The sequence below is a fragment of the Serratia sp. M24T3 genome, assembly GCF_000257645.1.
Taxonomy (GTDB): Bacteria; Pseudomonadota; Gammaproteobacteria; order Enterobacterales; family Enterobacteriaceae; genus Rouxiella.
On sequence record NZ_AJHJ01000017.1, the window covers coordinates 1 to 14,829 of the forward strand.

Consider the following 14,829-nt stretch of genomic DNA (forward strand, 5'->3'; position numbering starts at 1 on the left):
CGTCCGACGCTCTGGTGGGCGATGACGATCCTTTCAACAGCAAGCAGCAGCGGATGATGCGTGATTTCTATGACGATAAGCTGTCGCAAACCTTGGCAGCCCAGCATCGTAGCGGCATTGCCGACCTGCTTATCAAGCAGTTGGGTCAGCGAGAAAAGCCGTGATAATCGCCAACAATTTAAGTTTCAGGCGCAGCCGGTCGCTGAATGACAACAGGCAATATGCAGCCACTAACGCATTAAAACCGGATCAAGGGTAAACGATGAGCATGATGACAATCGCCTGCAGCGGTGCGCAGGCGGCCAAAATAAGAATGAACACCACGGCAATGAATCTCGCCAACCTCAAGACGGCCGGTTACAGCCGTCAACATGCCGACCAGAGTGCTGTAGGTCCTGTGGACAGCGCTCATCTCAGTCCCGGAGGAGGTGTTCAAGTAGAGCGAATTCGCCGGATATCCAGCCAGTATTTAACCGGCCAAGTGCGCAGCAGCATCAGTAAAAGCGAATATTACAAAAGCGGGCAAACCTTTTTGACGCCGATGGAATCGCTGTTGGGCAACTCAAATTCCGGTTTGGCCGAGGGGATCGACAAATTCTTTGCCACGCTGCATGGAGCCACTACTCAGCCAGACAACAACGCCGTGCGCCAGGCGGTGATCAACGAAGCGCAGGCAATGGCGACTCGGTTTAATAGCGTGAACGATTTTATTAAAAATCAGCATGTTGCCATACGCAGCCAGCGTGAAAACACAGTATTGACCGTCAATGCGTTAAGCAAGGATATTGCCAGCTATAACAGCAAGATAGCAGATTTGGAGGCCACCGGTTCCAATTCGAATACGATGCGCGACCAGCGCGACGAGCTGGTGAAAAAACTCAGCGGCTACATGGACGTCAAGGTGCTGGAAGACAGTCGCGGCAACTATAAGGTCTCGTTGAGCAACGGAGAGACGCTGGTCAGCGGCAGCAGCACCGGTAGGCTTTCTGTCAGCACTCTGCCCAACGGATCGCAGGAAATAGGTCTCGCTTTTGCACAGTCAAAAAGCAGTATCGGCCTCTCCTGCGGTGGAAAACTGGGCGCGATAAATGATTACGAAAATACCACATTGAAAACCATGCAGAGCGCCGTCAGTGATATGGCCGAGAATATGGCCAGGGAGATGAATCAACAGTTAGCAAAAGGGTTTGATTTACAAGGTCATGCCGGTAAGCCACTGTTTGTATTCAATGCTAAAGGTTCTGACGATTTGCTGCAAATAACTCAGATCAAAACCTCTGAGCTCGCGTTATCCGATAAAAAGGGCGCAACGGGCAATGACGGCAACCTTTTAGCTCTCATCGCACTGAAAAACAAAAAGTATTCGTTGAGTGGCGCAACCCCTGCCAGCTTAGGGGAAAACTGCGCGTCAATGGTCAGCGCGATTGGTATCACCAGTCGTCAGAACCAAAGCGAATCAACAGCGGCGGATGATATTTTGCAGCAGGCCGAAAGTCAGCGTGATGGTCTGAGCGGGGTCAACATGGATGAGGAAGCAATCAATCTTCAAGACTGTCAGCAAGAATATCAGGCCAACATGAAGGTAATTGCCACCGGAAATCGAATTTTCAGCGATCTTCTGGCGCTGTTCTAAGCCCATGCATAACAAGGAATTTCTATGAGAGTCAGTAGCACGTATCTGACAGCGATCATGACCCGCTCCTTTGAACGTAACAGCGGAAAAATCAGCAAAATCATCGAACAACAGTCAACGGGCAAACGGGTTAATTTACCGTCGGATGACCCGATTGCCAGTTCGCAGCTGGTAAATTTACAGCGTGAAAACAGCGCGTTAAAACAGTTTCAAAGCAATATTAGCCGTTTACAGACCAGCCTGTCACAGCAAGAAACGGTGGTTGCCGCAATTAATCAGCAGACAGATGCGATTATTGACGACTTGCTGTCAGCGGCCAATGCCAGCCATTCGCGGGCCGATATGGGCAGTTTTGCCCACAGCATCGATGGCAAAATTGAGTCTGTGATCGCCGCGCTTAACCAGAAAAATGAGGATAACCACGCGCTATTTGGCGGCACGCTAAGCGATAAACAGCCGATCGTTTTCGACGCCAAAACTCAACAGTATCGCTATCAGGGCAACGACCAAACTCGTGAAACCACGGTAGCCAATGGGATTAACATTAAAGAAAATACTCTGATGAGCGGCGTTTTTTCCAAGGCGGGGAATGATTTGGCAGTCCTTAATCAGTTGACCGCGTTAAGCAATAAAATGAAAAATTCTAAAATTGTGCCTTCCAGCTACCTGGCCGAGCTACAGAGCGCCCATGAGATGATGTTGCAGGCGTCGAAAAAACTGGGGGCAACTTTCACCGATTTAGGCGGCAGGCAGAATCGGCTGAGCATGCTCGCCGAGGCGCATACCGATATCGCGACCTCCAATTCTCAGGCCATGGACGCGCTGGCCAACAGCAATCCGGCTCAGGCCAGCACTGACCTTAATCTTTATAAAATGTCCATTCAGGCCAGTGGCATGACCTATATGAAGATAAGCCAGCTTTCCCTCTTTAATTATATGAGCTAAATGATGCAGGTTGGAATTACGTCTACCAAGTCTTCCGGGCTGGCGGCTCCGCTGGCTCAGGCGCGAGCTACCACGCCGTCGCGCGCAGTGGGTAAATTATTGGCTGAGAGTGCGGCACAGCTGGGTGATTTTCCTGACCCACCGCTGATCTCCAGCCGCCCGGTTCGTTACAATATTGAGTTAAATCATCAGATCACCGCCGTCCAGCAGGCGGATGATTTTCTCGCGCGCGCGGAGAATCAGATTGTTGAATTACGTCACGCGATAAAAAGCGGGCCGCACGCGGCAATCAAAAAGCAGGCCGGAGAATTATCGACCCTGCTGGATGCCAGGCTGGTGCTCTCGGGCCATCGGGTCGACAGGCAACTCAATGTCACTCTGGTTGGCCAGCCGCAGACTGATTTTACCCTACCCGCGGCAGATACCCTGCTGTCTTCCCAACAACCCGAAACGCTTATGTTCGCTATCGCGGATGCCAGGCATCAGTTGGCGGCAGTGCGGCTCCCGCAAGATGCTGGTCCGCATCAGTCTTTAAGCCTGTTAGGGCAATGCCTCGGAAGGTTGGGGGTCCGCGTCAGTCAGTCCGCCGAGCAGCCGCTGAATTTTTCCGCCGATGAGCAATTCGCGACGCGCCTCTGTCAGCATTTAACAGTGCGTGGTGAAGGTGGGCGTTTTCCGGGGGAGCAGTTTACACCCGTCATGCTAGTGGCCGGGCATCAGCTGCTGGACAGTGTGAATAACATCATCAGTAAGCCTGTCAAAGCTGCCGCTATGATGGATGAGCTTCATCGCGCGCTGCAACATATCAGCGAGCAGCGCCAGCAGCTTTCGCAAAACAGGGAGCAAATCCGCGCCCAGTTCCAGTCGATGGCCACCTTTAAACAGGCGGGTTCGGCGCAAAAGGCGGCGGCACAGATAGGCAATAAGCTCGCGAATGCAGCAAACAATTTTGCCACGCTATCTCAGGCATTAAGCGGGCAGGCCAACGCCCGCAGCGCTATGGTTAAAAATGTTTTGCGCGTAACCAACTAATTTATAAAAGCTTTAGTCATATTAAATACGTTTTTTTAAATTCTATCCCTCACGCACTTAATATTTCCCCGCCAATGGTCGTTTTATCCTGATACCGAAACAAGAGGGCTAACCTAGCCCTCATCAGGAGATTATCCTCATGGCTTTATCAATTTTCACGAACGCTTCTTCGATGTCTGCCAACAACGCGTTGAACAAGGCTAACAGCCTGCTGACCACTTCAATGCAGCGTCTGGGCACGGGCAAACGCATCAATACTTCAGCCGATGACGCAGCAGGCCTGCAGATTGCCAGCCGCCTGCAAAGCCAGGTTAGCGGCATGTCAGTGGCCAAACGTAATATCAGCGACGCGACTGCAATGCTGCAAACGGCAGAAGGCGGTTTTGGTGAGTTGAACAACATCATGGACCGCATGAAAGACCTGGCAACCCAGTCAGCCAACGCCACTAACACCCAGCAGGATCATGATGCGCTGCAATCCGAATTCAAAGAATTGAACGGCGAGCTGAACAACATCATGAGCAATACCAGCTTCGGCGGCGAAAAGCTGATGTCTGCTGCGACTGCGGGTACTGCTGAAGTAAAAGCGAGTGGAGCGGTTGCTGCTGTAAAAGATGCAAGTGGTAATATAAAAACACCAGCCAAACCTGCGGTATTAGCCGCTCCAGCAAAAGATGCCACTGCTGGCGGCAAACTGGTTGATGCTAACGGTATGAACTTCCAGATTGGCGACAGCACCGGTGAAACGCTGAATGTGAATATTTCCGATTCTTTGGCGGGTGCCGGTGGTTTGCAGGGCATGATTACAGAGTTGGCCAAGCTCGACCTGTCCGTAGCCAAGGGCGGAACTCCAGCATCAGGCACCGGTGCAGGTTCTGTAGCGGCCGTGAAAGGTGATTTCGCAGCAACCGCTCAAGACGCGATGACTAAACTCAGCGCGGCGATGGAAAAAGTTACCACTATTCGTTCAAAACTTGGCGCTAACATCAACCGCCTGGGTCATACCGCAGCGAACCTCAGCACCATGCAAGACAACACCAATCAGGCGCTCGGTAACATTCGTGACGTTGATTACTCCACTGAAGCTTCCAATATGTCTCGCCAGCAGATGCTGTCACAGACCAGCATGGCGATGCTGAAACAGTCTAACAATATGTCGCAGATGGTCATGGGCCTGATGCAGCAATAATCTTTGACTGAGCTGATAAACACCGCCTGCGGGCGGTGTTTTTATTAATGACATCAGCTTCCGCCGCGCTTGAAAACGCGGAAACCCACCTTCCTCTTCAATCCATAAGCCATTAAAAATAAACAATTAAATAACTGGCATGCCCCTTGCAAAAGACCCTTGCAGATAATACCGCAGGCAGCGCCAATAACCGGGAGATTGACTATGTTCGATACAGGCAGTATTGACCCGCAAGGCCAGGCGACAAAGTTGGCCGGCCTGGATGTAAAAAGGCTCGACGATCAGCTGGCCAGAGAAAAACGCTCACAGGACGCGCAGCAAAAAGCATTGACCGCGATTTCAGGTGAAATGGGCCATTTCCGTGCTTCGCTCAAATCTCTAAACCGTGGTGAAAACGGTGTTCTACAAAATTCCGTTACAACTAGCGAAGAGCATATCGCCACCGTGACCGCCAACTCTACGGCCGCGAAGGGCAACTATGACATCACGGTAAAACAGCTTGCCACTGCACAGCAAATCGAACTCTCCGGGCTGGATGATGCCGCAGTCAAAGCGGCCAAAGGTACCTTGAGTTTAACCGTCGACGGTAAAACGTTGAAAATCGATTTGTCTAAACAGAATAGCCTGGCTGAACTGCAAAAAACCATTAATGCCGGTGGCAAAGACGCTCCCGCAATCACTGCCTCATTGGTCAGGGCCAATGGCAAAGTGTCGTTAATGCTTAGCAGCGATAATAGCGGCAGGAAAAATGCGCTTTCAATCAGCGGATTGCCGTCAGGTGTAAAACAAACGACGGTTTCCAACGCGCAAAACGCCGTGATTCGTTTCAACGGGCGCGATGTCGAGAGCGACAATAACAAAATTGAGAATCTGGTCGATGGCGTCACTGTTGAATTAAACAAGGCGCAGGCCTCGGGTGCCAAGCCCTTGCATATTCAGGTCGCGACCAGCAATAAAGACACCACCGCGCAGCTACAAAAATTAGTCGATGCCTACAACAAAATGCTGGATTCCATGAGCGCGAGCACGGCGATTGGCTCAAAAACCACACAACGTGGCGTTTTCGCCGGCGATGCGTCGATTGCCTCGCTGGATAGAAATCTTAAAAGGCTACTGCGCACTACGATCGGCGGCAAAAATATTTCGCAATTTGGTCTCAGCGCGGACAAAACCGGTCATCTCACTCTCGACAGCAGCAAGCTGGACAGCGCGCTGAAGCTGGACCCAAAAGCGCTGACCACTTTGTTTAACGGCAAGGACGGCTTAGTTAAAAAACTCGATCAGTCGCTGGATGCCTATCTGAACAAAAACACTGGGATGTTCAAACAGCGTCAGGACACTCTCGACCATCAGGGAAGAGCCAGCGTGAAGCAAAAAGAGGCGATAGATAAACGCTATCAGGCCTCATACGACCGCTATCTCGCCCAGTTTACTCAGCTGCAAACGGTGATGGGCAAGATGAACGACACGCTCGGCATGTTGGGTCTTATCCAGTAACGATGACGAGGTAGCAATGTACGGTAATTCAGAACAAGGCGTGGCGCTGTATCAAGAATCCGTGCTGGCGATGCAGGTGGCATCGGCAACGCCGCATCAGCTGGTATTGATGTTGTTCAGTGGCCTGATGGACGAACTGATGCGCGCCCGTAGCCATATTCTGGCAAAACGCTTTGAGCGCAAGGCACAAAGCATCAACAAATGTATTGATATTCTCAACGGCTTGACCAGCGCGCTGGACTATGAAAAAGGCGGTGAACTGGCGCTTAATCTGGCCGGACTCTACGACTATTCGGTCTATCGACTTTATGACGCCAGCCACAATCTTGATGTCGAACAACTGGACGAGGTTATCGCCATTTTAGACAACATCAAGCTCGGATGGGAGCAGATGGGCAGCCATGATGAATGACATTACCTTAATCCGGCAACGCATCGAACAGCTGCAACGGCGGCCAGCTATCGAGCGGCTGGAAGACATTGAGCAGATTAATATCGCCATCATGCAGTTATTGCCGAGCCTGGGCCAACGTGTGCTAACCCATGAAAGCAAGCTGGCGCTGGGTAAGCTGTATGCGGCGTTTGAAAGCCTGCTGCAAGATTTTAAAAAACTCAGCCAACGGCTTGATGCGACGATGAAAATGCACTGCCGTATTGATGAAGGCCTCAACGCCTACTCCTTGGTTTCAGCCGATGAGGATGCTTGAAATGCCCCTTTCAACGACGATTCCTGCTGCCGTGACCGCTTCGCCTGTATCGCAAACACAGCCAGCACCGGCGATTGCGGCTGCTTTGGCTTTCACCGCCGAAGCTAAAGGGGCGGTAATACCCTTTGTTGTGCAGTTTATTACCGCTAACGTTACCTCCGAGCAGGAAGAAGTGTTTCCACACACCTCATCGCCGCAGGAAAAATCGCAAAAAACGGTTTCCGAAGATGACCTTAATCAGCAGTGGATGGACTCCTTACTTCAGCTGACAAATCTGCCGCTGCCACTAGCGCCACCCCAGGGGACAGCGCCAGTGGTTCCGGCATCACCACCGTCAGAGGAAAAACCCTTACCGCCAGGCCCTCCACCAACAGCGGTATCTCAGTCAATTTCGGCGACTGAGGTGACAACAGGCTTTCCCAAAGTCCCGTCACTTGCTCAGCAGGTGCTGATCTTACCTGATGCTAAAACAGCGGGTGTAAACGCCGATACGAGCGCGATATTTCCTCTGCTGATTAAAAGTGAACGTGTTGAACGGCCGCCTTCACCCGCGACTCCAGCGCCGTTAATAGGTCTGAATCCGATCGCTGGAACCGACCCGAGCTTGGTGCCGTCGTCAACTACCACGACAGAATCGACGTTAAAGTTGCAAGGTAATAACGACCGATGGGCGCAGCAGTTGAGCGGCGCTTTGGGAGAAAAACTGCAAATGCAGCTTGAGGGCAAAGTTCAACACGCCATGATTCGGCTCGATCCGGCCGAGATGGGAAAAATCGATATTTCCCTGCATCTTGAGGCGGGAAAATTGACTGTACAAATCAATGCCGGCCAGCCCGACGTGTATCGCGCCTTGCAGTCAGTGAGCAATGAATTACGGCAAAATCTGCTGCAACCCAATGTGCAGGTCAACTTGCAAGTTTCATCTCACAGCCCGCAACAGCAGCAAATGCAGCAGCAGTCCCGGCAGCAGCAACCTCATTTACCAACCGACGATATTTTCGTTGCCCGACGAATCAAAGGCGATGAACACGTCAGTGATACGGATGGCAGCATTCTCATGACTATCTAAGAGTATTTAATGAATATTAAAAAGATTTTAATAATTTTATTTTCTGCCCTATTGGCAGCAATTGTGGCTGATATTTTAATTACCTATGTAAATCCATTAATCTTACAAAACGACCAAGCAAACTTAACAAAAGTAAATCATAAAGGACAAAAAGATATTCATTTTGTCGAAGTTAAGAACATTATTATTACTCTTCAGAGCAGCGAAGGGCGCGAAAGATATTTATTGCTTGAATTGGCTTTATCGACTGATTCTGAAGCAAACATGAATCGCACCACTGCTTTATTACCGGCTGTGCGAAGTTCGACGGTAGATTTATTGTCTAATCTAGATTTTAAAACAATTCATGATTTATCTATTCCGGAACTACGAAAAAAAATGATGGCGGCCTATGAACGAGACTTTACTACTCTCGATATTACTATGCCTTTTGACAACGTCATTATCAGCAAAATAGTTTACCAATAAAGTTAATATTATGGATCTGGCTCGACACAGTGACCTTACAGAAAAGGAAGAGAGCCAGATACTGCTGGCTTATGTGCCATTGGTTAAACGCATCGTAAAACAGTTGGCCTTTCAGGCGAGCACGATACTGGATATCCATGACATCGAGCAAATAGCCCTGATCGGTTTGCTTGAGGCGATAAGGCGTTACGGGAAACCAGATGAACGCTTTGGCGGCTATGCAAAACTGCGAATTCGCGGCGCCATTCTGGATGAGCTTCGTAATAAAGATTGGCGGCCTCGAGGGTTGCGACAAAAAACGCACAGGATTAACGATGCAGTGCGCGCTTTGAGCCGCAAGCTTGGCCGAGAGCCTTTTGCAGACGAAATTACCCAGTCACTGGGCCTTGGTATGGAGGAATATCAACAATACCTGCTGCTGGAAAGTGCTAAAAATATGCAAAGCCTAGATGAGTTGCTGACTCTAGGTACAGAAGCGGACGCGTTAATCAGTCAGGGACCGGAAGATCAGTTAATTAATACTGACAGTATGAAACATGCTCTCGCCACGCTAGAAAAACGTGAGCAAATAATCTTGGCCCTGTATTACCAACATGATCTGAGCCTGAAAGAGATTGCACTGACACTCGATCTGACAGAAGCCCGCATCTGCCAGATTAATAAAATTATCACTGAGAAAATAAAGTTTTTTTATAGGAACGAACACTAATCATGCAAAAAATATTCGGAATTTTTACTATCATGCTGTGTGTGATGGGCGGATTCATCATGTCTGGCGGTCATCTTATTTCGTTCTGGCAGCCCGGTGAAATCCTCATTATCTTGGGTTCGGGAGTAGGTGCAATGATCCTGGCCAACTCACGCTATGTATTAAGAGAAATATTAAGACAAATTATCGGCGTAATCAGCAAAAATGAATATACGGTAGATTTTCAAAAACAATTGCTGATGCTGCTTTATGAATTGCTGGAACTGGTACAAATTGGCGGCCTTAAAATGCTCGATGAGCATATTGAGATCCCCAATGACAGCACACTTTTCCAGAAGTATCCGTTAATTCTGAAACAAGAATCGCTGGTCACCTTTATTTCAGATAATTTTCGCTTAATGGCAATGGGGAAAATTAATCAACACGAGCTTGAAGGCATTCTGGAGCAGGAGCTGATGGCAGTCGAGGATGAACTGCTTACCCCTTCTCGATCACTACAGCGTACCGGCGAAGCAATGCCGGGATTTGGTATTTGCGCCGCCGTATTGGGCATCATTATTACTATGCAGTCCATTGACGGCTCAATCATTTTGGTTGGGATCAAAGTCGCGGCTGCACTGGTCGGCACCTTTCTTGGCGTTTTCATCTGCTATTGCTTTATGGACCCGATGGCCAACGCCATGGAACAACGAACCAAGAAAACGATCGCTTTTTTTGAGTGCGTGCGCATGGTGTTGGTAAATCATTTAGCCGGCAAGCCTAATCTGCTGGCTGTTGATGCCGGCCGCAAGATGCTGCCGCTGGACTGTAAGCCAACTTTTGCCAAGCTCGATAGCTGGGTTTCTGAAATGTCGGACCCATTAAAATGAATGACAAAAGTAAGCAAATTCACACCACAATTATCAGGCGCCAAGCAGCTCGTCACCATTCCAGACCGCACAGTGGGGCGTGGAAAGTCGCCTTTGCAGACTTCACTTTAGCCATGATGGCACTATTTATGGTGCTGTGGATTGTCGCGTCGGTATCTGAAAAAGATCGCCATGAGATTATTTCAAACCTCAATAATCCGCAACTGCTTGATGGTCGCGGGTTTACGGTAATCGATTGGGTAACCCATGCTCAACCAGCAAAATATAAAACTCCCGGCACGCCCGAAGAAGAAAAAAAATCGCTGATTTTAGACAGTAACATGCATAACTCTCTGATCGACTTGGGTTTCCCTAAAACCCGCCTGACCGATAGTGTGCTGGAGCGTTCTGCTGAAGAAATGGAGCAACTATCGCAGGCAATCATTAAAATAACCGCTGAACACCATGCACAGGCTAATCTGCAAATCGAAATTGTTCCTCAGGGATTGCGAATTAATATTCAGGACGACCAACACCGTGAAATGTTCTCCCGAAGTAGCGCCCTGCTTGGCCCATTTTTTAAAAGCCTTTTAAAAGAAATGGCACCTACGCTAAATCATCTGGACAACAAAATCGTGATCACCGGGCATACGGACAGTACAAAATTTCAGAATCAGGATTTATATAATAACTGGAAGTTATCCAGCGACCGAGCCGTCACTGCCGAGCAAACTTTGATCAATAACGGACTTAGCGAGAGCAAAATTTTGCAGGTCAGCGCCATGGCCGACAATATGCTGCTGAAACCGCAGGATCCGGCGGCAGCTGAAAATCGACGTATTGAAATCCTGGTATTGACCAAGACCGCTTCTGAAAGTCTCTATCAGTTTTATGGCAAGCCCGCAGTTAACCTCTCAACCTTGAAGAAAAAGTAGGATTTAGGCCAACAGCGAGGAATTAATGAGTTTGGGGGAAATTAAATGCCACATTTCAGCGCATGTCAGCAGCGCGATTGCCTGTAGATGGCGCATTAGGTCGGCTAATCAATCTCTTTGCCCCCTATTCATTGCTTACTGCTCGATTGGCATCAACCTTGCAGCTTTCTAAGGACTTGCATGCTTAGGAGGCTCATTTATGCCTATCGAACAATCTCAAAGTACTTATCGTTATCGCATTTTTGCGATGGTTTTCTTTATCGCGCTAATTAACTATATCGATCGCGGCGCGCTCTCCTTTGCGGCCAATGATATCTCGACAGAATTTCATCTGACAAAAATGCAGCTTGGCGCGGTGCTCGGCTATTTCGGCTACGGCTATCTTTTCGGATCGCTGTGTGGCGGATTTTTGGCTGACAGAATCGGAACCAAAAAAGTCTGGTTAATCGCTGGCGTGCTGTGGTCACTGCTGGAAATCGCGACTGCCTGGGCGGGAGAGCTAGGCATAGCCATGTTCAGCGGCTCGGCGATTATGGGTTTCGCCGTGTTGCGCATTATGTTCGGCTTCTCGGAAGGCCCGGCTTATGCCCTGATGAATAAAACCATCGCCCACTGGGCACCGCGTAAAGAAAGAGGATTTTCTCTCAGCATTGGGCTGTTAAGTACTCAGGTGGGCGCGCTGCTGACCGCACCTCTGGCAGTTGGCCTGCTGCTGTTGACCCATGACTGGCGCACCATGTTTATCGTGCTTGGCATCTTCTCGCTGTTAGCTATTACTATTTTCGCCCGTTCGTTTACCAACACTCCACAACAGCATCCCAAAGTCAGTGCCGCAGAGCTGGAAAAAATCACCGGAGAAGTGCAAGTTCAGGACAATGAGCCTGCTCGCCCGTGGTGGGCATTTTTCGCTAACCGCACGCTAGTGTTGAACGCGCAGGGGTATTTTTCTTTCCTGTACGTGACTTTTGTTTTGGTGACCTGGAGCCCGAAATATCTGCAAGATACCTTCCATTATGATCTGCATTCTCTGTGGTATGTCGCGATGATCCCATGGAGCGGTGCCTGTATTACCGTGCTGCTCGGTGGAAAAATTGCCGATAACCTGCTGCGCAAAACGGGCAATCTCAGGCTGGCACGCAATGTATTTGCGGCGGTAACGCTGCTGCTGACGGCGACCTGCTTTGTGCTCATCCCTTACGCACATTCGCCGTTTGAAATCATTTTGCTGATGACCTTGGGTAACGCTCTGAATGCGCTGGTTAATAACGTTTATTGGTCCGTGGTGATTGACGTCTCTCCGAAGGCATCGGTCGGCACCTACAGCGGAATGACGCTGGCGATTGCCAATATAGCGTCAATTTTGGCACCTACGCTGAGTGGTTATCTGGCGCAGTATCACGGCTACGGCGCGATGTTTACCGCCACGGCGGCAGTTTCGTTTTGCAGCATGCTGTGCATGACGCTTTTGCAGCCTGAAAAACGCATGAAACTGGAAACTATGCCGCAGGCTAAACAGGTTGTGCTTGCGCAGAAATAAAGGAGAGACCAAGATTGCGGAGACCGTTTTCCGCAATCTTGGAGCTTTAAAATGACACGCTGCAGCTGGGTATCGGACGATCCGCTATACATTGAATATCACGATAAAGAATGGGGCGTGCCGGTCAAAGACGGACGTGAACTGTTTGAAATGCTGTGCCTTGAAGGCCAGCAGGCTGGTCTCTCGTGGATTACCGTATTACGAAAACGCGAAAATTATCGCCGCTGCTTTCATCAGTTCAACCCTGAACGCATCGCGAAAATGACCGAGCAAGACGTCGATAATCTGGTGCTGGATAGCGGCATAATCCGCCATCGCGGCAAGATACAGGCGATCATTACCAACGCCAAGGTTTGGCTGGCAATGCAGGCCAACGGTGAAGATTTTTCTTCTTTTATCTGGCAATTTGTCAGCCACCAGCCCATCGTCAATAATCCACAAGGACCGGGCGAAGTTGTGGCTAAAAATGACGTTTCTGATGCTATGTCTAAAGCGCTGAAAAAACGCGGCTTCAAGTTTATCGGATCAACTATTTGCTATGCGTTCATGCAGGCCAGCGGCCTGGTGAACGATCATCAGGCCAATTGCCTATGCCATCCTCAATATCAAGCTGCATAATTCGCGAATCTGACAATAATGACCTCGATGAGTTGATGCTTCTTTGGTTACGCAGCACGATAGCCGCGCACCCTTTTATCACTCAAAGTTATTGGTTTGAGAGTGCTGCGATGGTCAGAGATACCTTTTTGCCGCAGGCGATGACTTGGGTCGCCTGCAATCCGGAAAACGGCGAAATCAGCGGTTTTATTAGCGTCATCAGCGAACAGTTTATTGGCGCTCTGTTCGTCAGAGACACCTTTCACGGCTGTGGCGTCGCTCAACAATTAATGGCTACTGCCAAAGCCGCCCATGACAAACTGCTGCTTGAGGTTTATCAGCAAAATCATCGCGCTGTCGCCTTCTATCAAAAGGAAGGTTTTACCATCACCGCCGATACCTGTCATCCTGGCACCGGCCTACCAACCTGGATAATGGGCTGGAAAATTTAATCTTTCAGTAAAGGTATTCAGAAAACCTCAGCATCACTGTTTATCCGAATTATATTCCTCGACTATGATTTCGACGCAGGCATTGGTACTTTGCAAACTCTCGGATTTATTGGCGCTGACCCGTGTGGAATAGCTTAATAAAAATAATTTCACATAATGGAAATAAGTTACATCCAATTAATTATCTATATTTTCAATGCATTATTTTCACCTCTCATTTCCCTAAGATAATATATAACTCTTGAAATTCTATATTTAAAATTAATTAAACAATCAGAAGATTTTTAAATAGCTTTAATACTACAGCGCAGATGCAGATTTATCTGAGTGATTAACTCTGCGTTTTCTCGCATAAAGAGCGCAAGCAGTTGGAATAGCCAAACCGCTAGACAGCAAATATTAATTCTTCAAAGGAAGAAAAAATGAATAAACGTATTTGGATTATTGCCGGTTCACTGTGCGTCACGCTCGGGTTATCGGCCTGTACCACCAATCCTTACACTGGAGAGTCTGAAGCGGGCAAATCAGGCATTGGAGCAGGCGTTGGCGCTGCATTGGGTGCCGGTGTCGGGATGCTTTCATCCTCTAAACACGATCGCGGCAAGGGTGCTTTGATTGGCGCTGCAGCCGGTGCCGCACTGGGTGGCGGCGCGGGTTATTATATGGATGTTCAGGAAGCCAAACTACGCGACAAAATGAAAGGCACAGGTGTCAGTGTGACGCGTCAGGGCCAAAACATTGTGCTTAACATGCCAAACAACGTTACCTTCGACAGCAGCAGCAGCACGCTAAAACCAGCGGGTGCGAATACGCTGACTGGCGTTGCCATGGTGCTGAAAGAGTATCCTAAGACTGCCGTTAATATCGTGGGCTATACCGACAGCACTGGCGGTCAGGCGCTGAACATGAAACTGTCCCAACAACGTGCCGACGGCGTAGGCAGCGCACTGATAACCCAAGGTGTCGCAGGCAATCGCGTACATACCTCAGGAGCTGGCCCTGCCAACCCGATCGCCTCGAACAGCACTGAAGAGGGCAAGGCACAGAACCGCCGCGTAGAAATCACCCTTAGCCCGCTGCAATAAAAACTGTCTGATCCGAGCCCCCCGAAGTGGAGGCAAAGCGGCAAAAGAGTGACCCCCTGGAGCTTGGATAGCTGAGTGAATGGGGGTCACCCGCCGCCAATGCAGCTGTCGCTTGCGGAACGAAGG

At 49.4% G+C, this 14,829-nt stretch carries 17 protein-coding genes; all 17 read left to right on the forward strand.

Features of this window, described 5'->3' with window-relative positions:
• On the forward strand, window positions 1-164 hold a 164-nt coding region (locus SPM24T3_RS14125), incomplete at its 5' end, for a rod-binding protein (RefSeq protein WP_009637453.1).
• 98 nt (window positions 165-262) lie between these two features.
• A complete protein-coding gene (gene flgK, locus SPM24T3_RS14130) occupies window positions 263-1,633 on the forward strand; it encodes a flagellar hook-associated protein FlgK (protein WP_009637454.1) in 1,371 nt (456 codons plus the stop codon).
• Window positions 1,634-1,657: 24 nt separating this feature from the next.
• Complete coding sequence (flgL, locus tag SPM24T3_RS14135; protein WP_009637455.1) at window positions 1,658-2,578, forward strand: flagellar hook-associated protein FlgL; 921 nt, start codon at window positions 1,658-1,660, stop codon at window positions 2,576-2,578.
• Window positions 2,579-3,610, forward strand: coding sequence for a hypothetical protein (locus SPM24T3_RS14140; protein ID WP_009637456.1), 1,032 nt, complete (start codon window positions 2,579-2,581; stop codon window positions 3,608-3,610).
• Window positions 3,611-3,749: 139 nt separating this feature from the next.
• Window positions 3,750-4,799 carry a flagellin gene (locus SPM24T3_RS14145; protein ID WP_009637457.1) on the forward strand — a complete coding sequence of 350 codons (1,050 nt, stop codon included), beginning with the start codon at window positions 3,750-3,752 and terminating at the stop codon, window positions 4,797-4,799.
• A gap of 204 nt (window positions 4,800-5,003) precedes the next feature.
• Complete coding sequence (fliD, locus tag SPM24T3_RS14150) at window positions 5,004-6,296, forward strand: flagellar filament capping protein FliD (RefSeq protein ID WP_009637458.1); 1,293 nt, start codon at window positions 5,004-5,006, stop codon at window positions 6,294-6,296.
• Between the two features lie 16 nt (window positions 6,297-6,312).
• Window positions 6,313-6,708, forward strand: coding sequence for a flagellar export chaperone FliS (fliS, locus tag SPM24T3_RS14155; RefSeq protein WP_009637459.1), 396 nt, complete (start codon window positions 6,313-6,315; stop codon window positions 6,706-6,708).
• Complete coding sequence (locus SPM24T3_RS14160; RefSeq protein WP_009637460.1) at window positions 6,698-7,003, forward strand: hypothetical protein; 306 nt, start codon at window positions 6,698-6,700, stop codon at window positions 7,001-7,003. Before fliS ends, SPM24T3_RS14160 begins: the two co-directional genes overlap by 11 nt.
• 1 nt (window position 7,004) lies before the next feature.
• Window positions 7,005-8,072 carry a flagellar hook-length control protein FliK gene (locus SPM24T3_RS14165; RefSeq protein WP_009637461.1) on the forward strand — a complete coding sequence of 356 codons (1,068 nt, stop codon included), beginning with the start codon at window positions 7,005-7,007 and terminating at the stop codon, window positions 8,070-8,072.
• Between the two features lie 9 nt (window positions 8,073-8,081).
• Window positions 8,082-8,540, forward strand: coding sequence for a flagellar basal body-associated protein FliL (gene fliL / locus SPM24T3_RS14170; protein ID WP_009637462.1), 459 nt, complete (start codon window positions 8,082-8,084; stop codon window positions 8,538-8,540).
• 10 nt (window positions 8,541-8,550) lie between these two features.
• Entirely contained in the window at window positions 8,551-9,249 is a 699-nt protein-coding gene (locus SPM24T3_RS14175; RefSeq protein ID WP_009637463.1) for a FliA/WhiG family RNA polymerase sigma factor, read from the forward strand.
• A gap of 2 nt (window positions 9,250-9,251) precedes the next feature.
• The gene (gene motA, locus SPM24T3_RS14180; RefSeq protein ID WP_009637464.1) at window positions 9,252-10,118 is read left to right on the forward strand and encodes a flagellar motor stator protein MotA; all 867 of its coding nucleotides are present in this window, start codon (window positions 9,252-9,254) and stop codon (window positions 10,116-10,118) included.
• Window positions 10,115-11,032: a flagellar motor protein MotB gene (locus tag SPM24T3_RS14185; RefSeq protein ID WP_009637465.1), complete on the forward strand. Its 918-nt coding sequence runs from the start codon at window positions 10,115-10,117 to the stop codon at window positions 11,030-11,032. The genes motA and SPM24T3_RS14185 overlap by 4 nt, the downstream gene beginning before the upstream one ends.
• A gap of 199 nt (window positions 11,033-11,231) precedes the next feature.
• The gene (locus SPM24T3_RS14190) at window positions 11,232-12,569 is read left to right on the forward strand and encodes an MFS transporter (RefSeq protein ID WP_009637466.1); all 1,338 of its coding nucleotides are present in this window, start codon (window positions 11,232-11,234) and stop codon (window positions 12,567-12,569) included.
• A 51-nt stretch (window positions 12,570-12,620) separates the two neighbouring features.
• Window positions 12,621-13,187, forward strand: coding sequence for a DNA-3-methyladenine glycosylase I (locus SPM24T3_RS14195; RefSeq protein WP_009637467.1), 567 nt, complete (start codon window positions 12,621-12,623; stop codon window positions 13,185-13,187).
• Window positions 13,188-13,222: 35 nt separating this feature from the next.
• On the forward strand, window positions 13,223-13,618 hold the full coding sequence (locus SPM24T3_RS14200) for an N-acetyltransferase (RefSeq protein WP_009637468.1): 396 nt from the start codon (window positions 13,223-13,225) through the stop codon (window positions 13,616-13,618).
• 422 nt (window positions 13,619-14,040) lie between these two features.
• Entirely contained in the window at window positions 14,041-14,703 is a 663-nt protein-coding gene (locus SPM24T3_RS14205) for an OmpA family lipoprotein (protein ID WP_009637469.1), read from the forward strand.
• Window positions 14,704-14,829: the final 126 nt, after the last annotated feature.

Coding starts and splice junctions, on each gene's coding strand:
- SPM24T3_RS14140 (WP_009637456.1), top strand. CDS start 2,579: ATGATGCAGGTTGGAATTACGTCTACCAAGTCTTCCGGGCTGGCGGCT.
- SPM24T3_RS14205 (WP_009637469.1), top strand. CDS start 14,041: ATGAATAAACGTATTTGGATTATTGCCGGTTCACTGTGCGTCACGCTC.
- fliD (WP_009637458.1), top strand. CDS start 5,004: ATGTTCGATACAGGCAGTATTGACCCGCAAGGCCAGGCGACAAAGTTG.
- SPM24T3_RS14145 (WP_009637457.1), top strand. CDS start 3,750: ATGGCTTTATCAATTTTCACGAACGCTTCTTCGATGTCTGCCAACAAC.
- SPM24T3_RS14195 (WP_009637467.1), top strand. CDS start 12,621: ATGACACGCTGCAGCTGGGTATCGGACGATCCGCTATACATTGAATAT.
- fliS (WP_009637459.1), top strand. CDS start 6,313: ATGTACGGTAATTCAGAACAAGGCGTGGCGCTGTATCAAGAATCCGTG.
- SPM24T3_RS14185 (WP_009637465.1), top strand. CDS start 10,115: ATGAATGACAAAAGTAAGCAAATTCACACCACAATTATCAGGCGCCAA.
- flgL (WP_009637455.1), top strand. CDS start 1,658: ATGAGAGTCAGTAGCACGTATCTGACAGCGATCATGACCCGCTCCTTT.
- fliL (WP_009637462.1), top strand. CDS start 8,082: ATGAATATTAAAAAGATTTTAATAATTTTATTTTCTGCCCTATTGGCA.
- SPM24T3_RS14190 (WP_009637466.1), top strand. CDS start 11,232: ATGCCTATCGAACAATCTCAAAGTACTTATCGTTATCGCATTTTTGCG.
- SPM24T3_RS14200 (WP_009637468.1), top strand. CDS start 13,223: ATGCTTCTTTGGTTACGCAGCACGATAGCCGCGCACCCTTTTATCACT.
- SPM24T3_RS14160 (WP_009637460.1), top strand. CDS start 6,698: ATGATGAATGACATTACCTTAATCCGGCAACGCATCGAACAGCTGCAA.
- motA (WP_009637464.1), top strand. CDS start 9,252: ATGCAAAAAATATTCGGAATTTTTACTATCATGCTGTGTGTGATGGGC.
- SPM24T3_RS14175 (WP_009637463.1), top strand. CDS start 8,551: ATGGATCTGGCTCGACACAGTGACCTTACAGAAAAGGAAGAGAGCCAG.
- SPM24T3_RS14165 (WP_009637461.1), top strand. CDS start 7,005: ATGCCCCTTTCAACGACGATTCCTGCTGCCGTGACCGCTTCGCCTGTA.
- flgK (WP_009637454.1), top strand. CDS start 263: ATGAGCATGATGACAATCGCCTGCAGCGGTGCGCAGGCGGCCAAAATA.